A 26,531-nucleotide genomic window follows, 5' to 3' on the forward strand; every position below is an offset into this window, starting at 1 on the left:
AACACATCTTAAAAATGAAAGATATATGAATAACACAAGAAATAAATCATTGTTATATATGATAACTATCTACTAGGATTGTACTTAAGATTATTCTATTTTATGAGGAGTGTATCAGCATCAGATATGGCTATATTGGTGATATCCTTTCTAATGGCAGTTTCATCAACAAAAGATTTAGAGGAATAATTCTAAGTTATATAAATCTACTATTTATATAACTACCTTAAATTTAAAAATCACTTTTTCTTTTTTACTTTTGGATAAGAAAGTTCTTCATACATCTCTGTTATCAGTTTGTATAATAACTCTTTGTTATCAACATTGTGAACCAAAAGCATTGGTTTTGCACCATCATATGGCAATTCCTCTGTTCCCCCTAACATCAACTGTTTGCTGGATTTAGTTATCTTAACCAAAAAACGGTCATCATATATTCCTCCAAAAATTTTCCCCTGAAAATATAATATATATTCCCCCATCATTTTTCTATAGGAAATATTATTCAGTGTATCTAACTGTCCAATGATAAAATCTAAATACTCTTGACTAGAAGCCATATCCTATTTCCTCCAGTTATTTTTAAATTTACAATCTAAAAAAGAACAAGAACTTATTAATATATTACGAATTAATATAAGTTATTATGTTTTCTATATTTTTCTTATTTGTATAATCTACTGGTTTATCATATATAGAAAGCATACCTATTTCATCAGACGATAAATCTTCCTGCTTTTTATTTTTTATTTTCCATTTCAATAGTGTCATAAGAAATTTATCAAAAATATTTAGTTTACTATAATTAAATCCACCTCTTAAATAGAAAAATTTGATAGACTTTTGTTGATCTGTAGTAAAGTTTTTATTTCTAACTTCAGTTATCACTTCATCTCTTGAAGGTGATGCCCCTGTGGCAAAAACTACAATCTTTTTATTTCTTAATTTATTAAAGTTTTTTGTGATTAAATTTATGCCAATAATGCCTACTGCATACAAACTACCACCATAAATTATGGTATCATATTTAGCCAGCATATTAATATTAACATTTGCTGCATCAAAAATATCTGCTGATAATTCTTTTGAAATCCACTCTGCATATTTCTTTGTAAAACCTGTTTTTGATTTATATATTACTACTATTTTCATACTTATATACATTCCCTATCTCTCTTATGTATTATATAAATTCCCAGTTTTAATATTATAGCCTAATATTTATATAACATACCATATTATTAAATTTTAAAAAAGCATTCATATATTTGAATTCAATAACTTTAGTTGATTATTTTATGAGGAGTGTATCAGCATCAGATATGGCTATATTTATGATATCCTTTCTAATGGCAGTTTCATCAACGAGATATTTAGCGAAATAATTTCCTACTTCTTTAACCTATAGGTATCGTATATACTCCCTGATATACATTAGCTTTAATCATACTTTTCTTTCGTCTCAGCTATCAACTCTGGCAATTTATGCGTTAATTTCATCATATGTTTTAACTTATTACCTGCTGATTTATCCTCTGCCGCATCATAGTTAACATTTTGGGTTAGTTCATCTCTATAAGGTATCCTCTTAGGTTCTGCCACTGAAAAGGCATTTACAGATTTGAAAAGCCATTCTCTATCAATTCCCCATCTGTCCGCTAAATCATTAACATCGGCTTTTAATTTATTCTGTTTCCAAATATCAAAGGCCTCATCAAAATTTAAGTTGTAGGGCAAATTTCCAGTTATTAATTCAGTATCTACAAACTCCTTCAATAGATGTGCTTTACTATCTTCACCCATATCACTCAGTTCTTGAATTTGCTCATAAATTATACGCCGTGTTTCCCCATCTACTGTTTGCATACCATCCACATTGCTCACCTTGGAGCCAATCAATTCAAGTATATGTGATGCATCAATTACTTGTGTACCTGCTAACTTTGTTTTTCCAATAAGAGGTTTAACAATGCTTGGTATAGGATCACCTGTCCCACCTTTACCTATCAAATTTTTATACGCACCTCTATATTTTAACCAGGTATGCTCCTCAATACCAAAAGTACTATCCTCCCATTTATATTGATAATATTGTTCCACTAAATTGAATTGTTCATATGCATCTTTAAATGCAGTAATAAACTTATCTTTCTCTTCTTTCACATCTTTTATTATTTGCCACTGCGAAGGATCTTTAAGTGACTTAACCATTTTCAACGCATTTATCTTGAATTTTTCAACCGCTGCCTTATATGTATCAACGATTGCTTTGCTATTGCTGCCTCCACTACCATATAATTTCAACGCAATTGTTACTGCTTCTTTTGTAAGCCCTGGATACTGAAAGTTAACAATTGTTCCAAATTCTTTATCCCTTCCAAATACACGATTTGTACGGGAATATGCCTGGATTAAGTCCTGTAGTTCCAGTTTTCTATCAACATACAGCGTATTCAATCGTTTAGAGTCATATCCTGTGAGTAATTGCTTTGCAACAATCACAAGGTCTATATTCTTTTTATTACGTCCACTTCCACCACGGGCTGCACGTTCCACTATATCTTCAAAATATGCATTCTCACCATGCTTTTTATCACCGGCAATAAATTCAATACCTGTAAACTCAGAGTAATCCTTAAACATTCCTTCAATGATTTTTGATGAAATATTATAAGTATCACTATAATTTTCATTTTCAAAACTGAAGGTCATGGCAATATTTAGTTTTTTCCCACGTTCATCTAATTGCTTCTTAAATTCATCATAGAAAGCTACTACCCGCCTTTTGTACTCAACTGTTAAAATAGCATTAAATTTTCTTTCTTTAGACTGATTCTCCCAGTTATTTAATATTTCCTCAACAACTCTTGGAATATGTGTTTCATCTTGATAGGTTAAAATGTTTCTTTTTTTAGCCTGCCTTTCCACTTCTGTTTCAGACAATGCTTGTACCTTCCGTTCAAGCTCTCTATCTGAAAGCTCCGGGTGCTCTTCTTTCATTTTTTCTACTAACTGTTCTCTTAAATCTTCATAACTTTTAAATTCACCAGTATTGATATAATCCACATAAAACCCTAAAACATTCCCATCTGAAATTGCCTCGTCAATGGTATATTCATGAAGTTTCGGTCCAAATAGCTTTTCCGTAGTGTTAATTACTTCACTTTTCTCATTTATTTTACCTTTAACATTATTTTCATCAAATAAAGGTGTTCCCGTAAAACCATAGAAAAGACCATTTTTTCTAAAATAATTTTTAATTGTCCCCATCATCTGACCCATTGTTGTTCGATGAGCTTCATCTACAATAAATACAATTCTTTTATCTGCCACTGTATTGTCCTTAGCTTCTTCTAATTCCTTTACAAGTGCATTAAGTTTAAATGTTGTTGTAACTATAATTCCTGACTTCTGTGATTTAAGCTGCTTTTTTAATTGATAGGTATGTTTGGTGTCATCCACAGTTACTGGTTCATAAGCTGCATATGCCTTAAAATTATCGCTAGTAGTCCTATCTAGTTCTCGTCTATCAACTAAAAATACTACCTTATCAAACCCTGCGCGGGTAGATAAAAACAAGGCTGTCTTAAAACTAGTAATTGTTTTTCCAGAACCAGTTGTATGCCAAACAAAGCCTCCATGGGGTATACCATTATTATCCCATCCAAAAGCAGCACCTTCCACAGCTTGCAATGCGTAAACCTGATATGGTCGCATTAGCATATGCTTCCTGTTTTCCTCTTCTTTCGCCTCATCAATTACCAGGTAATCTCCAACCATTTGATGTGCCATAGGTATCATTAAGAAATGTTGAATCACTTTTTTCCAATCATTTATCGGTTTATTCTTTTTATCTGCCCAATGAAAAACAAAGGATGGATTAAAAGCATCAACAGACTTTGGTGTCGCAAAATAACGAGTTTCAATCTCTGTAGTAATTACCATCATCTGTGAGAATGCCATGAAGTTATTGCAGTATTCACCATCCCTATAGTACCTCTTAAACTGTTCATAGGCTTCATCTAACGACTTATCCGTGCGTTTTTGTTCTATATTAATTAGTGGTAAGCCATTAATTAGTAATACTATATCAAATCGATTATCACCCGGAGTTACTACCTCTCTTGCAATACGGTAACTTGAGTCACCGCCTCTTACCTCTGCCTTTTTGAATATAGTTAAAGTAATCTGTTTCCTGGTTACTTTTGGATTATCATCACGATAAATCCCGTCAATTTTTCCTTTAGCTTCTTCAATTGACAATATTTTAGCAGCTTCATAGCTATTGCTGATTTGACCTACCTTAGTCATTACCTGTGCAAATTCATTATCTGTTAACTCTACACCTTCAAGTTGATCCGCATTTATACGATTTAACTCGCCTCTCCAATGATTAATCAGATCAGATACCGTTACTTTCTTCTTATTTCCATTTAGGTAATCTGGAGCCTTCCATTTGTATTTTACTAGTTCTTTCACAAAATTCTCCTGAAAAGTCCTTTCAGAAGAATTTTTAGATGCATTACTCATGATTTACGCTCCTCTCTAAATAAACATTTCATTTAGGTATGCTTTCTTTATATTTTGAAGTTTTTCGAGCTTACGCTGATGAAGGGTGATAAGGTTGTCAATGTGAGCAAAATAGTTTCCAAGTTGTTTCCGTTCTATTTCGCTCACTGGAAATTTTAATCTCAACTCACTCAATTCACTGGCTTTAATTAGTGGTTGACCAGTACCAAAAGATAGGTTTTTTAAATTATATTTAGAAAGTGCATAATAAATAAAATCCAAGTTGCTTCCCTGCAAGAACACCGTATTATCACTTATTTTCACATTTCCAGAATACTTATACAAATCACCAGCATTCACACCAACACGAGCAGTTAATACAAAATCACCGGAATAATCATATTTCTCATTATAGCTTATCACAGATGTTGAACCCAAAACAGCATAAGGAGTTATATCTGATTTTTGAACACCCGAAGCAAATTTACTTTTTCCTGTTCCAATAGTTGCAACTTCTTCACCTAGCTTACGCTGTTCCCAATCGTCCGTAAAACCAGCAAATCTTAGTTTTGGCTTACGCTCACCTTCAGCAGGAAACATATCCTTAAGATATGCTTTTTTTAATGCTTTCATCTTATCTAACTTACACTGATGAAGGGCTATAAGGTTGTCGAGTTCTGAAAGTAATTCACCTATTTTCAATTGTTCTTCTACTTTTGGCAAGCATATATCAAGATTTTTTATAAGTTCAGCGTTATAACTTTGTTGCTTTGTCCCCTGAGTGAATCTAATACCATAGTCTTCTCCTACCATCTTATACCATTGAAATAAGAACTGCGTACTTAGCAATTTCTTATTAGGAAATACCGCCATACAGGACTGATTCAACGTTGTATCAATACCAAGAATTCCACAGTTACCACGAGTTCCAGCAGCCTCTAGTCCAGTTATTGCCATAACAAAGGTGTTTTTAGGAACAATACGTAAATTTGCGTCATCCTGGCCAGCGGACGTTATTTTTTCACTTGTCATTATGACAACCGAGCGATTTAATTCTCCGCTTGATAACCAGTTGATATTGCCATTCCAAAAGTCATCTCGGAATCGCGATGGAGTTTGTCCATTATATAATCCATCTATCACATCTCCTAACTTACGCTGTTCCCAAACTTCAGCATTTTCGAACTCTTTAAATCGTCTTTTCGGTACATTTTTCTCATTTTCGCTCATTATTTCACCACCAATTCATCCTTAAGTGCTTCAAACTCACCCATCAAGCTATCTATCTCCGTATCTATCTCTGACAGTGTATTTGCATAACGTTCCTCAAGCATTTGTAAAGTGTTTAATTCTGCTTTCAATGGAATTTGTACTAAACTCACCATTTTTTCAGCAGTACTTCCAAACCATTTTTTATACATTAAATTATCTATTTCATCATTCGTTAATACTAAAATACGTTCCTGCACTGCATCCTTAAGCTCTTTTTCTTCAGATTTGATAGCTTTAGCAAGTGAAGATTTTTTATTTATTAATGTTTCAACCTTTTTTAGTAACTCATATTCTTCTGAAGCTTTTTCAGCTTTCTTTAACTCTGCCTTCAATAATTTATTGTCAAAAGCATCACCTGGTTCATCCTCCTCGTTCTTTTTCAAAGCATCATATAAAGCATTATTTTCTACACTATCTTCAACCTTTGCAGCTTCTACCAAATCAGCTAATTCTGTCTCTATCCTTTGAATGGAATCTCTTTTATTTTCAATTGCCTCTAATTCTGCATGATAAAGTTCCTTTGCAATCAAACCACTCGGAATAATACTTCCAACCCATCCATCTTGTTCCTCTCGTTTATTACTTCCTGAACCTTTTGTTATCATATTAGGTTCACGGGTACGGCCTATATTATAAAATCCACCACTTGCAATAAGTTCTGTATCATGGGTTAATGCCTCTTTCCAAATTTCCGCTATTATCTGATATCCATCATATACATCAATATACTTATAATCGGACAAAATTTTCTTGATGCTATCAAGCATTTCTTCCATAAGATTTACTAGATCAGTGGATTTATCAACATTTCGTAAGACATCCCAATACTTCCCTATATAATCCTTTGTTTTTGTCCTGATTTCATCTGACATAGTAATAATATGGGCATCATTTAAAATCTCGTTTGTTAGTTCACTTACTGGCTTTGTAAGACTCACATATCCAGGACGAATTGTTTCAAAGCAGTGATTCAAGACATCAGGAACAAGTGCTTGTAATACTGTTAAATCGTCTATATTGTTCTGTGGGATTCCTCCTAGCAAATGAGCATCCACATCATGGCTAATTTCCGTATCGATAGCTTCAACGTAACGAGGTATATTCATATTGTATTCATTTTTCTTGATGTCTTCGCGTGTTGCAAGGTGACTATATCCAGGTATCTCCACCTTTTCCATGTACGCATCTACTATTTTTGCAATGTCTTTTTCCTGAAGTACATTTTGCTTTCCTACTTTAATAAAACTATTTGATGCATCAATAATAAGTACTGGAGCATCAATTTTACGATTCTTTTTTAATATTATAATCACAACTGGAATTCCTGTATTTGTAAACAGATTATTTGGTAAACCTATAATTGCATCAATATAATTCTTATCTAGTAATCTTTTACGGATTTCCCCCTCAGAAGATCCACGAAATAAGACCCCATGTGGTAATACAATTGCCATAGTTCCATTTGTTCCTAGGTGATATAATCCATGCAGCAAAAATGCAAAATCACCTTTTGAATCTGGTGGTAAAGTACCTGCTATTTCAAAACGGGGGTCGCTTACTTTTAATCCCGCTTTATTCCAGTTCTTTGCTGAATAAGGTGGATTCATAACAACCGCATCAAATTGCACTCCTTCATTAGGATTTGCTGGATCTTCTGGCCAATCATTGGAAAGAGTATCACCATTTTTAATGGTCATTTTTTCCGGACGCACTCCATGAAGAAGAAGATTCATACGGGTCAAATTATAGGTTGCTGTATTCTTTTCCTGACCATAGTAATCCAAATCTCTTTGCACATTCTTGTCCAGGTGCTTTTTAACTGTCAAAAGTAAGGAGCCTGACCCAACTGTTGGATCATATATTGATTTAATTTCTGAGGATTTTGCGACTATCTGAGCCATAACTTCACTAACTTGGTGCGGTGTATAAAATTCCCCAGCCTTCTTTCCAGACTCCATTGCAAACTGACCAATCAAATACTCATAGGCATCTCCAAGCACATCACCCTTTTGCAGAGCCACCATGTTAAGATCCGCAAATAATAGTATCAGTGCTTTAATATTTTTACTTCTTTCATTTAAATTGCTGCCTAAAGCTGTGTCTGTAAGATCAAGAGTGGAACTAGAGAAAAGCCCCTTAAAGTCACTTGCATCATCGGATACAGCTATTGTTCTTTCAAAATTATTAAGGCTATCTGAAACCTTTTGGACTTCAAAATTTCCTGAATTAATATCTTTAATCCATGTTTGATAAAGATATTCTGGAGATACATAATACCCCAAAACATCTTGTATCATTTTTTCAAGGTCATCTCCATATTCAAGCTTGTCCTTAGCATACTCACTAACCAACTCATCTTCTGATAATTGACCTTTTCCTGCAGCATCTCTATATTTCTCCAAAGTTTTATCACTTAAAAACTTATAGAACATGAGTCCAAGCATATAATCCTTATAGCGGCTTGCATCCATGGAACCTCTTAATTCATTTGCTCCATCCCATAATCTTCTTTTAATCTCTTCCGATGTAATCATCATTATGCCTCCGATTCTTAAATTCTACTATTTAATCAACTAAGTACGAACGCCATACATTAATACCTATATTATTCTTAAAACATAACACTCATATATCTCTTTATGTTAAGTTTACCACAAATCAAAGCAATAAAAAGAGTCCTTCTTAACATATTATCAATACTTTAAAAGTCCTATAATTCTTTATTTAATTTTCATATACCAATTAATATTTAATTAATAAATATATCTTTATACCTGATAATAAAAAACATTAATTCCATAATAAAATTATAAAATTGGTAGAAATAATTAGGAACAATATGAGTTAATATCATACAATATAGTGTGAAAAACTTTTATGGAGAATTATATATGAAACAAAATAAAATAATTTCAAATAACTCCACAAATTACAATTTAGTTCAGGATAGTTTTAAACATAACCATTATGGCTGCTATGCTTATTTTTATAAATATTCGCATCTTTGTTATTATTTACACCGTTGTCCATATAAAGTACCTGCTTATTGTCATCCATTTTTTTATAAATATGGCTTGTATATGAATGATAGAATGCTGCAAGAACGCTATTATGAACCTCAAAATAATAATATGCACCTTGTTATAAATTCTAATAATACAAAAAAGTTATCTAAACACTTTCACAAAACTACTGATTTAACTAATTTTAAAGGTAATAAAGTTATAAACTTAAATGGATTAGCTAATTTAAATATATCTGGTAGTTCCCAATTTTCTGAAAATAGTCTTATATTAATTAAACAATCCCTAGGCGATGCTATGCCAATAATTATAGTTGACTTAAGACAAGAATCACATGGATTTATTAACGGTATAGCGATAAGTTGGTCAGGTAACAGAAACAAAGCTAATAAAAGCTTGACTAAAGAAGAAGTTTTATTTGATGAAAATACGAGATTACAAAGCATCTTATTAAACAAGCCACTATCTATTGGCAATAAAATATTAATACCAAAGAAAGTAGAAAATGAAGAAAAATTAGTTGAAAGCTATGGTATGTCATATATGCGTATACCAGTAACAGATAAAGAAAGGCCTACTAATGACATGGTTGATTATTTTATAAAATTCGTTAAATCATTGCCCAAAAATACCTGGCTACATTTTCATTGTAAAGGTGGAGTAGGAAGAACAAGTACTTTTATGGTAATGTATGATATGATGAAAAACGCTAAAAATGTTAGTCTCCAAAATATAATGAATAGACAGGTCTTACTAGGAGGAAAGGACTTACTTAGAGATGAACTATACCTAATGAACCGCTCCAAACAAAGAGCTAAATTAATAGAAAGATTTTATATATATTGTGTTGAAAATGATGACAACTTTAAAACTACATGGTCACAATGGATTAGAACTTAGTGATATATTCTAAAAACAGGCAGTCCAAATTTAAGATAAAATTGAACTGCCTGCTGATGATAGACAAAATAGGGCGATATTTAATTTTAAGTTTCCGTCGCTGCTTATAAGTTGATTGTTAAAATAGTCCACAGTAACATTTTGATATTCTATATTTTTTACCATAACAATTGCAGGATATTATGGAGGATAAATACGAATGGCCGATGCATTTGCGTCATAAAATCCAGTTACCTTATCTCCTACCTCTACCACTTCATGATCCACAAAGTAAGTTCCTGTTTCGAATATGATTCAATTTCCATTTATTACGTAACTTTTTACTTTTACATCACATAATATAAATAACCTGTACTACAAATTACTAATTTATAATGCTAAACCTTAAATTAAAATTTGATTTAATTATCTATAATCATATTGACAAGAGTTTCAATATGTATCTGCATTGTATCCAAACAATCCACTGGTGTTTTGACTCCTTTGACCAACAACGGGAATTCAGTACAACCTAAAATAATTGCCTGTATTCCATTTTCAACTTTCATTCTTTGAATAATCTTCAAAAATGCTAATAAAGTCTCTTCCTTGACAATACCCAACTCTAATTCTTGCGAAATCTTTTGATTAACAAACTCCCTTTCTTCATCAGTTGGAGTTATCACTTCTATATGATTTTTTGTGAATGGCTTTTTAAAAAATTCCCCATTCATAGTAAAGATTGTTTCTAACAATCCTACTTTAGATATATTACGTCGTTTTACTTCATCACAAGTAGCCTCAATAATACTCACAAGTGGGATATTTACACTATTTTTTAAATTTATTCCTTATATATCAAGGGTTATAGAATTTTTTATATAAAATTACCTTTGCTTAGGTTTTTTCTTAATACACACAAGTTTCTGGACATCCATCAGTTCATTATCATTTTCTACCCTGTAATGTATCCAACCACCATCACCACACGGATAACGATTTTCCCATAGTTTTTTTGTTTTAGGAATCATTTTATCCAACTCTTTATATAGCTTTTTTAATTCATTTTTGCCTATTGTTATTGTGACTGTAAATGAACCTCTTTCAAAAAATACATAACACAATAATTTATTTTTATGGCTATATTTATACCCCCACCCATAGTTGTTGCCAAATGGAAATTTTAATTCACGAATTAAATCATAACTATCGTGTAAAAATGTTTCAAGCTTTGATAGTCTATTATAAGCTTCTTTTCCTAAAAGATTACATATTTCTAAAGACGTAGGAATTACATTCTTATCCATAAACCTTTCAACTGTACTCGTATACATAATTAGCACTCCTTTGTTACAAGTATTCATAGTTCATAAATTCAATTTCAATAAGATATCATTTTACCAAAATTACATTATTTTCTAAAGCCATTTCTATAATCAAATAAATTAAATATTTCATATTATTAACTTATAAATTTCTATCTATATATTATAGTAACATATTAAATATGACACCTGTATGTCATAATAACTTACCGTTGTGACGCAAGACAAAAATATTATGTACAAAATCCTACAAATACAGTTTAGGCTCCTTTATAATTCTATTTTTCATTGTTAATACTTTTGAAACCAGAAATCTCGGTTTATAAATAATTTTTCTTGCCTTTTTAGGACACCTTTTAGCACAACAAAAACAACGCAGACATTGTTCTTCATCTATTTCTAAAGTTTCCTTGTCGATTGCATTCATAGGACACAGTTTTACACATATATTGCAGTGACTACATTTACTCATATCTGCAAAAGGAGTTTTTGTAAATAATCTAGCACTATTTTTAGGCACTATTTTTGCCATTAATGGTAGTTTCCCTTGAGAAATTTTTTCCTCATAAACAGGCACTCCAATTAACACTATGTCTCCATCAATTAAAGGAACGCCAGCCTCTCTTACTTTAGGCAAGGTTAAATCAATTATCTTATTATTAATTATTTTCATTCCTTTTACAATTGAATTAATAATCTTTTTAGTTGTACCTGTTGGTGAAAAATATATTGTTGTTACTGAACTAATTAACATAGTTATTCTACCTCACATTTATCTAATATAATTACTGCACAATAATTTACGATTGTGATTTAATTGATATAAAAATTGTACCACATTTAGTCCTACTCCTATTACTTTTATCTGATGTTGATAATATATGTTTGTTGATTTCTTATATCTAGGTATATAATGCCATTTGTATTTAGCCCAATAAAAATCTGCACCAACTATATTAGGCTTACGTATTCTTTTATTCTTCTCTCTATATCATCCCTTTTTACCTGGAGCTTGGCTATATTTTTAAAATCTCTTTTAATCTTACATTTGTTATTTTTTATTTCGTAACAATTGTTACAGACTAAATCACAGTATTTTAGTACTATATAATCATAGCAAAGAAAGTAATAAATTTATAGATATAAATTTTAAGGGGAAAGGTGGAATTCTTAAATGTCAATGTTTTGTTATCAATGTCAAGAAACAGCTGGATGCAAGGGGTGTACTAAAGTAGGGGTTTGTGGTAAGAATGAAAATGTTGCAAAGGCTCAAGACTTATTAATATATGTAACTAAAGGGTTAGCTATTGTAAGCAACGAAGGAAGAAAAGTTGGAGTTAAAGACAGCAATGTCGATAAAGTTATAGTAGAAAATTTATTTACAACGATTACAAATGCTAACTTTCACAGAGATTCTATTTTAGGCAGAGTAAAAGAAACTTTAAAAATAAGAGAAAAATTAAAATCTAAAGTAATTAGTGCTGGTGGTACAGTTGGAGAAGTAAAAGTAACCGGCGGCTTTTTCAAGAAGATATTTGGAATGCAAACCACAGAGATGATTATGCCAGATGCAGCAGTTTGGACAGCTGATAATACTATAGAATTTGATGTAAAAGCTGAAAAAGTTGGAGTACTTGCGACAAAAAATGAAGATATAAGAAGCTTAAGGGAGCTTATCACTTATGGATTAAAAGGATTGTCTGCTTATATGAAGCATGCAATGAATCTAAATTACAATAATGAAGAAATTCATGCATTTATGGCAAAAGCATTGGCATCTACAATAGATGACAGTTTAACTGTTGATGATCTGGTAGCTTTAGCACTTGAAGCAGGTAAATTTGGTGTAGATGGCATGGCATTACTTGATAAAGCTAATACTGAAAGTTATGGACATCCTGAAATAACAACTGTTGATATTGGAGTTAGAAATAATCCAGGTATATTAATTTCAGGACATGACTTAAGGGATTTAGAAATGTTACTAGAACAAACAGAAGGAACTGGAGTAGATGTATATACTCATGGTGAAATGCTTGCCGGACAATACTATCCTAAATTTAAAAAGTATAAGCATTTTGCAGGAAACTATGGCAATGCATGGTGGAAGCAAAAAGAAGAATTTGAAAAATTTAATGGTCCAATCATCATGACTACAAATTGTTTAGTTATACCAAAAGACACCTATAAGAATAGATTATTTACGACAGGTGATACGGGAATGCCAGGATGTAGCCATATAGAAGTTAAGGCTGATGGAACAAAAGATTTTTCTAAGGTTATAAAAATGGCGAAGAAATGTAGTGCACCTACAGAAATAGAAAAAGGACAAATAGTTGGTGGATTTGCTCATAATCAAGTTTTAGCTTTAGCTGATAAGGTTGTAGAAGCTGTTAAATCAGGTGCTATAAAAAGAGTCTTTGTAATGGCTGGATGTGATGGAAGAGCAAAATCAAGAGATTATTATACAGAATTTGCTTCAAAGTTACCAAAAGATACAGTTATATTAACTGCAGGTTGTGCTAAATATAAATATAACAAATTGAGTTTAGGTGATATTGGTGGAATTCCAAGAGTATTAGACGCAGGACAATGTAATGACTCATATTCATTAGTTGTTATAGCACTTAAACTTCAAGAAGTATTTGGATTGAAGAGTGTAAATGAGTTACCTATATCATATAATATAGCTTGGTATGAACAAAAAGCTGTAATAGTATTATTAGCATTATTACACTTAGGTGTTAAGAACATTCACTTAGGACCAACACTTCCTGCATTCCTTTCAGCAAATGTTGCTAAGGTATTAGTTGATAACTTTGGAATAGGTGGAATAACTGATGTTGAAAATGATATTAAGAAGTTTATGGAAATCTAAAGTATATAAATTCATATAAGTAAAATGGCTCTATTTACGATATGGTGGAGAAGTTGTCATAAAAAACTGTTAGTCAGATATGTAAATATCTGACTAACAGTTTCTTCCTATTTTTCTTATTAAAAATTATACTTATTCCATAATTTCATTAATGGAGTCATCCCTTGAAGTACATCAATTTTACTGTCAGTACTACATATTGTATCGATGATTTTATGTACTAATTTATTATCTAAATTTTTAATTGCAGAATCCAAATCCTTGTCATTTAAATTTTCCAAGAACCTTCTTAAAACAAGAGAGTGATTATAGTTTTTAAATAATGGTTTAACAAGCTCTTCATATTTTCCTATTCCACATATATCATAAGCTGAATATATCCCTGTAAGTATTGATGCAAATTGCCCAAATCCTAATCCAGGAGAAAGAGCTCCAAAACAATTTCCAACAAAATAAGTATTATCAACTTTGGGTACATTACATATTCCCGTCATATATTTTGTAATCTCAAACTTATCTGTTATTCTAAATTTTTGATCTAAATCTTTGCAAACTAAATTATAAAATCTTTCCCATATTGTATTTATATCTAATTTTATATTATCAGGATAGTCAGGGTAAGCTATAACAATATTAGCTTCTTTTTCAGAAAATGGTACAACCCATGCATATCCTTTAGGTATGATGTCATAATTAAACCATGCATGCGAAATATCTGTAGCAAATTTACCTTTAACTGTTACACCTCTTAATGTAAATGTAAGATCACACTTGTAATTTCCTAAATGTGAAGCATATTCTCCATCTCCTGTTGCTAATATTACATACTCAAAATTTTTACATACTTCTTCATATTCACAAGTTGAATTAAAATTAATTTTTGTCATCAATTGTTTCTCTAATTGACATTCATATGAATTTTCATGCCTTCCCCTAACATTTGTGTATCCGATTTTCCCATCAATACTTCCTATTTGCTTTTTTGAGTGGACAACTAATTTATTAACAGCATTTATTGGTTTCAAATGTATATCATAATTTTTAGAGAGAAAATACAGAGAATCTTTAATAGGTCTATCTAGTAAACTAAACATTGCCTCAGCATTAACAAATCTATCTCCAACACAATTTCTTTTTTCAAAAATTGTTGGTATAATTCCATGTTTCTCTAATGTTATTGCACAAGATAAGCCTGACATCCCAGCACCTAAAATAGCAATTTTCACAGAAATCACCTCCTGTTTTGTATAGTTTTTGCAACTTATAAATTTTGTATACAAAATAGATCACCTTACTCCGGTGTACTATTGTAAAAATACAAAACTGTTTAACGCCATGTATAAAATAGCATTAAACAGTCTTTGGAATTAAACTATGGAGGAAAAAACTAATTTCACAATTGTATTCTAAGCTTATCACCTAGCTGGTATAACTTTTTCAATATTGAACATATTATCAAGTACCTGCCAGTTTTCTGGGAACGGCTTTGCTAAAACCCAGTAGCTAACACCTCGAAGTCCATATTCATTTACAAGTTTATATTTGGCCTCTACACTTCTTGCATCTTCAAACCAAACTACATGATGTCGTCTTTCTTCATCTATATAGTTATAATATGGTGATTGTGCTTTTTGATCATATCTTATGACAGCTCCATATCTTCTTGCTCTATCCACCGCTTCTCTATTTCCTACGCTTTCTGCAAATTCTCCTCCTGGGGTGTATGGAAGTGTCCAATCGTATCCATAAAGCGGCATTCCCATCATTATCTTCTTAGGAGGTATTACAGTTACAGCATAGTTTATTACTTTTCTCACCTCATTAATTGGAGCGACGGCCATAGGTGGGCCACCTGACCACCCCCACTCGTAAGTCATTATTATTACAAAATCAACTATCCTGCCGTGGGCACTGTAATCATGAGCTCCATGCCATGCACCAGCTTTTACATCATATGTTTTAGGTGCCAATGCAGTTCCAACTACATATCCCAGTGGGTGAAGCCTTGCTACCAACTTCTCAAGGAATCGGTTATACTTTGTTCTATCTTCTGGTGGAATCCTCTCAAAATCTACTACAGTTCCATAATAACCTTTTCTCCTCATCATATCTATCATATTATTTATAAGATTGTTCTGAGCTTTATCATCATTAAGGAACTTTCTTATTAGCTCAGTATCAAAGTTTTTCTCAGATAAATTTGTAACTGAAAGTAAGGATGCAACCCTATTATTTTTTCCAACCGCAATAATTGTTTCATCCCTAAGCGGAGTCAATCCCCCCTCTGCAGTAATATGATGACTAAAAGGAGTTACATAAGTTAGATATGGTGCTGCATCAATTACAATTCTAGTTTCTTTTTCATCAGTAGAAGGTTGTATAAAGCCATTTGTTTCAATAGTTCCATAGTTTTTGGATTTTTCAGGTATCCTAAGTATCATACCTGGATAAATGGCAGAAGAACTTGACATGTTATTTAAATTTAGTATGCTGTCTACGGAAACTCCAAATTTTTTGGCTATAGACCACAGTGAATCTCCCGTTTTAACCCTATAGGCTCTTTCCCTGGATGGAATTACAATTGATTGTCCAACTACTAAACTTTCCCTTGGATTGAGGTCGTTGGCCTTTATTATACTGTCCGGAGAAACTCCAAATCTTCTGGCTATAGACCATATAGAGTCTCCTGGACGGACTACATATATACTCAAATATATATACGCTCCTTTTTTATTTACTACCATTAGTTATTATATTCAATAGCTCTATTTCTGTTCTAATGCATTGATAAATATTTTTCTCCAATTAACTTATTTTAAATTTTTGTATTAACTTATTCAATTTTTGAACTAATTCAGCTTGATCTCGAGAAGTTTTTAATATCTGATCCATCGCTAATTTAGAATGATCCATACTTTTATGAATAAGATTTGAACTTTCAGCTGACCGTTGAGATGACTCTGCTAAATTTTCTATTGCTGTAGACACTTCCCCCATAGTACTGCTAATTTTTTCAGTCATAGAAGCTAAATTTTTAGACATGTCACTTACAAATTTAGCATCTTCTTGATATTGGACTCCGATGCTATTAAAGTACTTAAATTGGGTTCTTACATTTTCATCCATAAAAACTAATAATTCATTACTATTATTTGAAAGATTAGTAAATCCATTTTTCACTTCACTAATAATCTCTTTTATGTTCTTAACAGCTTCAGATGTTTGTTCTGCTAGTTTTTTTACTTCATCAGCAACTACCGCAAAACTCTTACCTTTTTCCCCTGCTCTTGCAGCTTCAATGGCCGCATTTATGGATAACAAACTTATTTGTTTGGCTACATCTGCTATAGTATCTGCCATTATATCAATTTCTTCAACTACTTTACTCTCTTTAATAGATTCAATAATTCTCTTTTCTTTTTCTCCATAAATTAATTCAGTTTCATGAATTGCATTGCTGCTATTTTGTTCAACTTCTGAAGCTCTTTCCTTTATTTTTAATGAATTATTGCTTCCATCAAGTGCTTTATTTGATAAAGTATTTACATTAGTTCCAATTTCATACATAGATGCTGATATTTCTTCGGCAGTAGCTGTAGTTTCTTGCACCCCTCCATTAATTTCTTTCATAGCGCCATTAATAGTTTGAAACTGTGAAGTAACTTTTGCTACTGTTTCAGATAAATCTTCACTAGAAGAACTTAATTCATTAGAATAACCAACCACATTGCTTACAATTTGTTTAATATTATCTATCATAAAATTAAGGTTAACAGCCATTTGACCAAATTCATCTTCAGAATTGATTTGTACTTTATGGGTTAAATCTCCCAAACCTAAACCCTTTGCTAAACTATTAACTTTATCCACATTGCTCTTTAAATATTTTACTAAAAAGATAATAGATAAAACTAATATTAATATAGAAATAGCAGCAATTGCTATCATTCTATTCATTAGAGAAGTTACACCTGCATATAATTCTTTTTCAGGAATACAAATTGCTACTATCCATTTTGTTTCAGGAACTTCGTCAAAATAAACTATATTTCTTCCATTTTTATCTATTACTTCTCCTTTGCCAACCTTTGAATTAAGCATAATTTTTCCTAACTTTTTCAAAGAATTATTTTCATCTTCAGTAATTTTAGATTTCATAATTTTATCAGTACCAATATTAGCTCCAGCCATATAAAATCCTTTTTCATCTATTAAAAAAGCCCTTCCACTCTTTCCAATCTTTATGTTAGCAATATTCTTCTGAATAGAACTTATGTCAATATCAGCAGAAGCTATACCTATAAAATTATGATTATCGTCATAAATAGGTGATGTTGCAGAAACTAAAGTTACTTTTGAAGTAGTATTACTAGCAAGTGAATCCCACAGTGCCGAAGACCATTTTACAGTTTTTTTAGATTTAATATTTACCTTATACCAGCTATCTTTAAAATAATCATCCTGCCCAGTTTTATACACATCTGTAAAAACTACTTTACCTTCATTCTTATATGCATATAGTCCAAAGTACTTTAATGTGGAATCAAATTTATTAGGTTCAAACCATATACCTAATCCTAATGTACCAGCAGAGGCCGAATTAGAAACCAACATTTCTTTAATCAAGTTTTGCAAATTTTCTTCACATACCTTCTTATAAGAGGTTTTAACAACATTAGTCATAGCTTCTACAATTTTTGAATGTACTATAAGTTTTTTTTCTATATTATCTATATTATTACTTAAAAGACTCTTCATTTTTCCATTGATTTCAGTATCAATTATTTGCTTGCTTGAGTAATAAGCTACAATAGTAAGCATAAGTACAGAAATTATAGTTATTGGTAAGAATATCATCAAAATTTTCATACTAATCTTTTTTAGTTTCAATTTCATTCCCCCTTTCTCCTCTAAAATTAATAGTATTCACTTGCATCTAAAACCAATATTGCTCTAAATATTTAATAGGCCTTTTGCATATTATTCTAAATTCATCGAATAAACTATAATTATATTTTTTTAAATCAATACCTGGTGAAACTATTAGCCTCACCAGGTATCTTTAAAATTACTATTATGCTACATTTTAATTAGAGTGCCACTAAGTCCTTTCATAGCAAGTGGTGCCTTTTCCAAAGAAGCAATTACAGCTTTTTTACCAGGCTTACTACTTGCAAACTGGATAGCAGCTTCTACTTTAGGCAGCATACTTCCAGGAGCAAAGTGTCCTTCTTCAGCTAATGCTTTTGCTTCTTTAACTGATACCTCTTTTAATTCTTTTTGATTTGGCTTCCCATAATTAATAGCAATACGGTCAACTGCTGTTAAAATAAACAAGTATTCTGCGTCTACAAGTTCTGCAAGCTTTGCAGAAGCAAAGTCTTTATCAATAACAGCTGGTACGCCTTTATAATCTTCATTTTCATCTAAAATAACTGGTACGCCACCACCTCCACATGCAATAACTATAAATTCATGGTCAAGCAAATTCAATATGGAGTCCTTTTCCACTATGTCAACAGGCTTAGGGGATGCAACCATCTGCCTGTAACCTCTTCCTGCATCTTCTTTCATTACTAATTTAGGATCTTCTTCCATCATCTTTAATGCCTCTTCTTTTGAATAAAATCCTCCAATTGGTTTTGTAGGACATTTAAAAGCATTATCGTTCTTATCTACTAACATTTGTGTTACTACAGTTGCCACATGCCATGGCATTCCCTGCTTTTTTAGTTCTTTTTTTAACCCCTTTTGCAAATGATATCCTATATATCCCTGACTCATAGCCGTACACTCTGGTAGCTCAAACTTTGCAACTTTATCATTATTAGCTGAAGCAATATCAAGTGCCAAACTAATCATTCCTACTTGAGGGCCGTTGCCATGACTTATAATTATTTCATGTCCCTGTTTGATTAATCCAATTAAAGATGGAGCTGCATTATCTATCATTTTTTGTTGTTCTATTGGAGTTTTTCCTAAAGCGTTTCCCCCAAGGGCAATTACAATTCTTGACATATTTCTTCTCCTTTTTTATAAAAATTTCTATGCCTAATTATTTTATACCAGGCTGCTGCTGTGTAATACAATGAATGTTTCCTCCACCAAGCAGAATTTCTCTAGCATATATTCCAACTACCTTACGTCCAGGGAAGCAAGCTTCAAGAGTTTTTCTTGCTTTTTCATCATTAGGGTCTCCAAACATTGGGAATACAACACCTCCATTAGCAATATAGAAATTTGCATAAGAGGCTGCAAGTCGGTCTCCTTCACAACGTGGAAGAGTACCATCTACAGAATCCACTCCTTCACTTTCTTCCTTCGTAATTAGAATGTTTTTAGGTAACATTAATTTGTGAATCTTTAGATTTCTACCTTTTGCATCCTTTTCCCTACTTAGAATTTCATATGCTTTTTGAGAAATATCATATTGTGGATCATCTTCGTCCTCTGTCCATGCAAGAACGATTTCACCTGGAGCAATATAATGAAGAATATTATCTACGTGCCCATTTGTCTCATCATTGTATATTCCATAAGGAATCCAAATAATTTTTTCCAGATTTAAATATTTCTTCAATATATCTTCGATTTCTAATTTTGTAAGATGAGAATTACGTCCCTTACTTAATAGACATTCTTCCGTTGTAATCAACGTACCCTCACCATCTACATGAATTGAACCACCTTCTAAAATAAAGTCATCCAGACGATATCTATCTTTTCTCTCAATATCACAAATTTTTCTAGCAACATGATCATCTTTATCCCATGGGAAATACAGACCATCTACCAAACCACCCCATGAATTGAAAGTCCAGTCAATTCCTCTTACTTCCTTTCTATTGCTTACGAAAGTAGGACCACAGTCACGCATCCATGAATCATCTGTGGACATTTCAACCACACGCACCTGCCCTGAAAGTTTGCTTCTTGCATTATCATACTGAGAATTGCTAACACATACAGTTACTGGTTCAAATTCACTAATAGCAGTTGCAACCTCAACAAATACTTTTTGTGCAGGTTTTGCTCCAAGTCTCCAGTTATCCGTTCTTTCAGGCCAAATCATCCAGCATCCATCATGTCTCTCAAATTCTCCTGGCATTCTAAATCCATCTTCTTTAGGTATTGACATTAACGTTTTCACAATAAATACCTTCCTTAACATAATATATTTAGATTATTAAAGTTAATCTATAGTACTAATTAGATAAAATTTATTTAGAACTACTACTCTGCCTTATGTACTACTTTTCCATTAGTCATAGTAAAACATATTTTAGCATTTAGAAGTTCTTTAGGTGGCAAATTAACAATATCTCTGTCGATGACTGTAATGTCTGCCAATTTACCCTTTTCCAATGTACCAAGTTCATTACCTCGGCCAGCAGCACATGCTGAACCATAGGTGTGAGCTATCAATGCCTCTTCTACTGAAATTTTCTGATGAGGTTCCCAGCCTCCTTCAGGCTCTCCCTGTACATTTTCTCTTGTAACAGCATAATAAATTGTGAGCAAAGGAATTGTATCAATAATTGGTGAATCAGTTCCAAATGCCAGTGTAACATTACTATCAATCATATCACGGAAAGCCCACATTAATTTACTTCTTTCCAATCCTAAATCCTTTTCAATACCTGCTGGATCTATTAGACAGTGTCCAGGCTGCATTGATGCAATCACATGCAAATCAGCCAAGCGTTTTATATCTTCTTTTTGAATATTTTCCAAATGCTCTAAAGTATGCCGTAAATTTGGCTTTCTTCCATATTGCTTTTCTGCTTTTTCAAAAGAATCTAAAGCTAAATGTATAGCTCCATCTCCAATTGTATGAATTCTGATACTCATATCATTTTCTACTGCTGACATAATAAGATCTTCCATATCTTTTGGATCAATGGTAGTTCTACCATTGTCACCTTTAAAATAAGCATTAGAATATGGTTCTGAAAGATATGCAGTATGTGTACTTGAAACACCATCAAAGAACTGCTTAGTTCCTCCAAATTTCAACATGGTACCTTTATACTTTTCTCTCATCTTCAAAGGACGTTCCAAATTTTTTGTTATAGTTGGGAACATATTAACACGTGCTTTTAGCAAATTTTCGTCTAATAATTTTTGATATATATCATCTTTAAGTTGATCCATTCCTTCCATAGCCATCATGGATAGATCACAAATAGATGTTACTCCATTTTGTACTAAATGCTCTTGAAATTTTTTATAAGCCCCAAATAAAGATTTTTCATCAGATTGTAAAATATTTGAGCTAGCACTTAAACCTGCTGTTTCAAATAAAATACCAGTTAAATGCCCTTGTTCATCTTTCCCATACTTTCCCCCAACTGGTGGAATTGAATCTTCAGTAATTCCTAATTTTTCAAGTCCTCTAGAATTAAGCCATAATGTATGTCCATCTCCTGACATCATTGCCACAGGTCTATCAGGATAAACTGCATCTAAAGAATCTTTTGTAGGAAGTACTTTATTTTCCCATATAGGAAGATACCATCCCGATGTAACTATCCATTCATCTTCTCCAAATCGATCTGCAAAATCACCAATAGCATCTACGCATTCCTGTTCTGAAAAACCTCCAATAGGCAGTACTTTTTTATCAAGAATAAGTGCTGACATTAATCCATGAACATGAGCATCCTGAAATCCTGGTATAATTATTTGATCACCATAATTATATATTTTGGTATATTCATCAACTAACTCATCTAAGCAAGATGCATCTCCCACATAACTTATTTTATTATCTTTAACTGCAACAATACCCTCTATGACTTCTTTTGAAGTTCCTGTAAAAATATGATTACTTTTTAGAATAATATCTGCTTTATTCATAAACTTCCCCTTTCTAAGTATCAAACTACCCCAAACTATTAATAGATTTTATTTCTCTTGCTAATAAAATTAACGACAATAAACATGCTAGTATATCAGCAACTGGCTGACTGTACCAAATTCCCATCATACCAAATGGTTTTACTAGTATAAATATAAGTGGAATAGCAAACAACACATATCGACTTATACCGATTACAGTAGATACAGCAACTTTGTCCACTGCTTGATAATATCCAGAAATCAGGTTAGAAGTAAACCCAAAAGCAGCAAAAGATACTACAATTCTTGTATAAAGTGTTGCTGAATTTACAAGGCCAGCATTATTTCCAGCAAATGCACTAATAATTGGTCTAGCAAATATTTCAGTAATTATAACCAGTATCATAACAATAATAAAATTACTTGAAACACTAACTTTAATTAATTCTTTTAAACGACTCTTGTTTTTAGCTCCATAATTATAACTAGCAATTGGCTGAACACCACCAAGCATAGCATTGCAAATCATCATAAGAATATAAATAACATAACCATTAATAATTGAAAAAGCTGCAATGTCTACCTCATTTCCAAGTTTACCCAGCATGTTATTAATCACAATTCCAAAAACAAATGTACCTGCCTGTATGATAAAAAACGGTATTCCTGTTTTTAGTGCAGCTGCTATATTAGTAAAATCAATTTTTAAATCAGATACCTTAATTTTAAATAGAGTGTTTTTATCTAATAGGAAATAATAAATACAACCGAACCATAAACCTATTGACAACGCATAATAGATAGCAGCACCAGTAATCCCTATCTTAAAAACAACTACGGACAAAAATAGTTCTGCTAATGCCACAATAGATGCAAAGGACATAAAGAAAGAAGCTATTCCTGGTTTTTCATCCACCCTCAATACATAACACAGCATTTGCCCAATAACACAAAATGGGTATCCTATCATAAATATTTTTATAAATTTTACCACATCACCTGTAATTTGAGGTGTTGCACCTAAGAATCCAGCAACTCTACCTACATTGGTAAAAATAAGAATTGACAACACAATCATAAATATTGTACAAAACCAAAATCCCTGTGCAAATACTTTTCTAGCACCCTCATGGTCATTGTCACCTAACTTTATTGCCGCGATACTACTGATACCAACTCCAAAAAATCCTCCTAGCGCCAGGCTCAAATTTTCAAGAGGCATGATAATACTCACTGTAGCTAAACCTAAAGTTCCTAATCCACGTCCTATAATAACTCCTTCAAACATAACCATAACGCACTGTGCTATCATTCCAACTAAAGTAACAAAACTATATCTTGCATATAAACTCTTTACGGGCTTTGTGCCTAACTCTCTATCTTTAACATCTGCTTCCGGGTTTGTCATTAATTCATCCATTTTATGCACCCCAATCTATTTTTTTGAACCAATAGAATTTAGAACTACTTCTAATTCAGCTCTAGACTTCATTTGTGCAACTTTATCTTCTTTTTTTGCATTTTGATTTAAGAAATATACAAGTAATCCTCTCATAGCTGTCAATCTGTTTTCGCCTTCATCAAACACGATAGAATAATCAGCATCTATTACTTCATCTACTACCTCTTCTCCTCTTGTTGCAGGTAGGCAATGCATAAATTTTACATTAGGGCTTGCTTTTGCCATCATCTCTTTAGTTACTTGATATTTAGGATAGAATATTGCCATTCTGTCTTCCTTAGAAAGTTCAGCATCATATAAACCATACCAAACATCAGTATAAACGAAATCTGCATCCTTTAATGCTTCATCTTCGGTATCTGTAATCAATAATGAGCCGCCGGATACTTTACAATTCTCTTCTCCAATCTTAGTAAGTTCTTTCTTTAATTGATAACCTTTTGGTCCATATTGAACGAAATGCATTCCTAATTTAGTTGTAATAAACATTAAAGAAGCACACACCTGAGTAGCATCTCCTACAAATACAACTTTACAATCTTCCAATTTCTTTCCTTCTGGTAAATGTTCTGTCATAGTACAAACGTCTCCCATTTCCTGGGTTGGATGGTTGTAATCAGACATACCATTAATTACTGGTACTGTAGCATTTTTTGCAAGATCAACTACACTCTTATGTCTGTCTACACGTGCCATAAGAATATCTACTAATCTAGATAAAACACGGCTTGTATCCTCGATAGTTTCATGTCCTCCCAATTGAATCTGACCTGGAGCTAAATACTGAGCATGTCCACCAAGTTGTTCCATTGCTGTCTCAAAAGATACCCTTGTTCTAGTTGAACTCTGTTGAAAGATCATTCCTAACGTTTTATGTTTAAGTAACTGTGGATAATATCCATTTTTGATACATTTTTTCAACTTTAAGGATAAGTTAATAATATCCATTAATTCCTCCTTTTTAAAATCATTTGTGTTAATAAAATCTTTTACTGCCATTTTTTCTTCCTCCTAAAAATTTATATTTTTTTATTGTTGTTTGTTCATTTTCATGAACTTGCATTTCCTAGCTTACCATCTGGAGGAAATTTATAAATCCATCTATAGATATATAATTAGCTATACCTATAGATGGATTTTTTATATTTACCACATAAACCGACATAAACTTTTATCTATTTTTGTAATTTGACTATTTTTTTCATTAGAAAAATGATAAAATTATTTTGTATTCAATGGAATGCAATAGTTTCTAGATGAGCTAACACTGTGAAAGGAGATTGTAAAATGAAATTATTTTTCTTTTCTTATAATATTTTTTTAATTGTTATGTACGCTATGGCGTCTACCAGCTGTTTCTTTGCTTACTCTTATTCTAAAAAAAAGATTTATTTATACAGTGGGCTTACTTTTATTTTTTTTGTTTTAGATGAGTTCATAATTTATAATGCTGAATTTTTATTATACGGCACTAATTTTAATCTAAATGTAATTCCACATATTACATATCCTATCTTAAAAATACTAGTTGGAACAGGGATATCAATTTTTTATTTACTAATTACTTTTGCATTATTAAAAAAAGGTTTTCATATAAAACACTTATTGTTTCCAATGTCATTTTTCTTACTTTCTATTTATTTAACTACGTTGCCTGAATCTGTCATGAAGTTAGAATGCTTTTATGGAATACAACAACTATATATCATTAGTCTTTGCTTTTTTTATTTTTATTACCTCAGGTTCTCTACCAATCCTGACTATAAAGCTAGTATACAACCATACCGAATATTTTTTACTACAACTTTTATTATCACAATTTTTATTGCTTTAGAAGATATTGTTACAATTCCCAATATGGGCAAATTAATTGCTTACTTATCAATACGAAATGTAAACGAAAGAAACTTTAGTGAAGATATTTTATCTATTTTCTTCTCTATTATGGCCATTAAAATATCCTATAAAGTTCTTCATAGTATTTTCTACACTAAAAATTCTTCTACATATACAGATACAAATTCTTCTGAATTTGAAAAGCAGCTAAATTTTTTCTGCAGCACTTACAATTTAACTAACCGTGAAAAAGAAGTTATTCACCTTTTATTAGAAAACAAAAGTAATCAGGAAATAAGTGATCTATTATACATATCAATTGGAACTACCAAAACTCATGTTCATAATATTTATAGAAAAGCAGAAGTAAATAAAAAGATTGAACTTCTGCGCCTTTTTCAAGATACAGTTGTTAATAATTAATGAACAGGATTTCCAATAAAAAAAGGATTTAGCATCAAGAACCTGATCTCAATACTAAATCCTTTTTTACATTTACCTAAGTT

Annotated in this window: 19 protein-coding genes and 1 pseudogene; 3 read left to right on the forward strand and 17 right to left on the reverse strand. The window is 31.8% G+C overall.

Translation table 11 applies throughout. The features are described 5' to 3' along the window. Positions 1-239: 239 nt before the first annotated feature. The 5 genes from CLRAG_RS04335 to CLRAG_RS04355 all read right to left on the reverse strand — a co-directional run bounded on the left by CLRAG_RS04335 (position 240) and on the right by CLRAG_RS04355 (position 8,315). Complete coding sequence (locus tag CLRAG_RS04335) at positions 240-560, reverse strand: TfoX/Sxy family protein (protein WP_065077262.1); 321 nt, start codon at positions 558-560, stop codon at positions 240-242. Positions 561-624: 64 nt separating this feature from the next. Then, a complete protein-coding gene (locus CLRAG_RS04340) occupies positions 625-1,152 on the reverse strand; it encodes a flavodoxin domain-containing protein (RefSeq protein ID WP_065077293.1) in 528 nt (175 codons plus the stop codon). Between the two features lie 288 nt (positions 1,153-1,440). Then, the gene (locus CLRAG_RS04345; protein ID WP_065077263.1) at positions 1,441-4,530 is read right to left on the reverse strand and encodes a type I restriction endonuclease subunit R; all 3,090 of its coding nucleotides are present in this window, start codon (positions 4,528-4,530) and stop codon (positions 1,441-1,443) included. 15 nt (positions 4,531-4,545) lie between these two features. Beyond that, positions 4,546-5,739, reverse strand: a complete 1,194-nt coding sequence (locus CLRAG_RS04350) for a restriction endonuclease subunit S (RefSeq protein WP_065077264.1) — start codon at positions 5,737-5,739, stop codon at positions 4,546-4,548. Continuing rightward, entirely contained in the window at positions 5,739-8,315 is a 2,577-nt protein-coding gene (locus CLRAG_RS04355) for a type I restriction-modification system subunit M (protein ID WP_065077265.1), read from the reverse strand. Before CLRAG_RS04355 ends, CLRAG_RS04350 begins: the two co-directional genes overlap by 1 nt. A 357-nt stretch (positions 8,316-8,672) precedes the next feature. On the opposite strand from CLRAG_RS04355, the gene CLRAG_RS04360 reads away from it, so the two are divergent. Then, positions 8,673-9,704, forward strand: a complete 1,032-nt coding sequence (locus CLRAG_RS04360; protein WP_065077266.1) for a phosphatase domain-containing putative toxin — start codon at positions 8,673-8,675, stop codon at positions 9,702-9,704. 72 nt (positions 9,705-9,776) lie between these two features. Here CLRAG_RS04360 and CLRAG_RS21040 read toward each other — a convergent pair. The 4 genes and pseudogenes from CLRAG_RS21040 to CLRAG_RS04375 form a co-directional block, all read right to left on the reverse strand. Beyond that, positions 9,777-9,980: pseudogene (locus tag CLRAG_RS21040) on the reverse strand (hypothetical protein); the annotation flags it as partial. Between the two features lie 125 nt (positions 9,981-10,105). Continuing rightward, positions 10,106-10,531, reverse strand: a complete 426-nt coding sequence (locus CLRAG_RS04365) for an aspartate/glutamate racemase family protein (RefSeq protein WP_275507569.1) — start codon at positions 10,529-10,531, stop codon at positions 10,106-10,108. Positions 10,532-10,570: 39 nt separating this feature from the next. Continuing rightward, positions 10,571-11,017 (reverse strand): DUF3788 domain-containing protein, encoded by a 447-nt coding sequence (locus CLRAG_RS04370; RefSeq protein WP_065077267.1) that lies wholly within the window; start codon positions 11,015-11,017, stop codon positions 10,571-10,573. A gap of 238 nt (positions 11,018-11,255) precedes the next feature. Next, positions 11,256-11,762 carry a 4Fe-4S binding protein gene (locus CLRAG_RS04375; protein WP_065077268.1) on the reverse strand — a complete coding sequence of 169 codons (507 nt, stop codon included), beginning with the start codon at positions 11,760-11,762 and terminating at the stop codon, positions 11,256-11,258. A 420-nt stretch (positions 11,763-12,182) separates the two neighbouring features. On the opposite strand from CLRAG_RS04375, the gene hcp reads away from it, so the two are divergent. Beyond that, positions 12,183-13,886 carry a hydroxylamine reductase gene (gene hcp / locus CLRAG_RS04380; RefSeq protein WP_065077269.1) on the forward strand — a complete coding sequence of 568 codons (1,704 nt, stop codon included), beginning with the start codon at positions 12,183-12,185 and terminating at the stop codon, positions 13,884-13,886. 119 nt (positions 13,887-14,005) lie between these two features. On the opposite strand, the gene CLRAG_RS04385 is transcribed toward hcp, so the two are convergent. From CLRAG_RS04385 to ptcA, 8 genes are all read right to left on the reverse strand, one after another. Next, positions 14,006-15,112: an FAD-dependent oxidoreductase gene (locus tag CLRAG_RS04385; RefSeq protein WP_065077270.1), complete on the reverse strand. Its 1,107-nt coding sequence runs from the start codon at positions 15,110-15,112 to the stop codon at positions 14,006-14,008. Between the two features lie 189 nt (positions 15,113-15,301). Beyond that, complete coding sequence (locus CLRAG_RS04390; RefSeq protein WP_065077271.1) at positions 15,302-16,597, reverse strand: glycoside hydrolase family 18 protein; 1,296 nt, start codon at positions 16,595-16,597, stop codon at positions 15,302-15,304. 94 nt (positions 16,598-16,691) lie between these two features. After that, positions 16,692-18,776 (reverse strand): methyl-accepting chemotaxis protein, encoded by a 2,085-nt coding sequence (locus CLRAG_RS04395; RefSeq protein WP_167351551.1) that lies wholly within the window; start codon positions 18,774-18,776, stop codon positions 16,692-16,694. Positions 18,777-18,965: 189 nt separating this feature from the next. Beyond that, positions 18,966-19,904: a carbamate kinase gene (gene arcC, locus CLRAG_RS04400; RefSeq protein ID WP_065077273.1), complete on the reverse strand. Its 939-nt coding sequence runs from the start codon at positions 19,902-19,904 to the stop codon at positions 18,966-18,968. Positions 19,905-19,941: 37 nt separating this feature from the next. Then, a complete protein-coding gene (gene aguA, locus CLRAG_RS04405) occupies positions 19,942-21,036 on the reverse strand; it encodes an agmatine deiminase (protein ID WP_065077274.1) in 1,095 nt (364 codons plus the stop codon). Positions 21,037-21,119: 83 nt separating this feature from the next. Beyond that, on the reverse strand, positions 21,120-22,745 hold the full coding sequence (locus CLRAG_RS04410; RefSeq protein ID WP_065077275.1) for an amidohydrolase: 1,626 nt from the start codon (positions 22,743-22,745) through the stop codon (positions 21,120-21,122). A gap of 25 nt (positions 22,746-22,770) precedes the next feature. After that, on the reverse strand, positions 22,771-24,147 hold the full coding sequence (locus CLRAG_RS04415) for an MATE family efflux transporter (RefSeq protein WP_083985540.1): 1,377 nt from the start codon (positions 24,145-24,147) through the stop codon (positions 22,771-22,773). A 15-nt stretch (positions 24,148-24,162) separates the two neighbouring features. Next, entirely contained in the window at positions 24,163-25,188 is a 1,026-nt protein-coding gene (gene ptcA / locus CLRAG_RS04420) for a putrescine carbamoyltransferase (RefSeq protein ID WP_065077276.1), read from the reverse strand. A 288-nt stretch (positions 25,189-25,476) separates the two neighbouring features. On the opposite strand from ptcA, the gene CLRAG_RS04425 reads away from it, so the two are divergent. Beyond that, on the forward strand, positions 25,477-26,448 hold the full coding sequence (locus CLRAG_RS04425; RefSeq protein WP_065077277.1) for a helix-turn-helix domain-containing protein: 972 nt from the start codon (positions 25,477-25,479) through the stop codon (positions 26,446-26,448). Positions 26,449-26,531 lie beyond the last annotated feature (83 nt).

The organism is Clostridium ragsdalei P11 (assembly GCF_001675165.1).
In the GTDB taxonomy this organism is placed as follows: Bacteria; Bacillota; Clostridia; order Clostridiales; family Clostridiaceae; genus Clostridium_B; species Clostridium_B ragsdalei.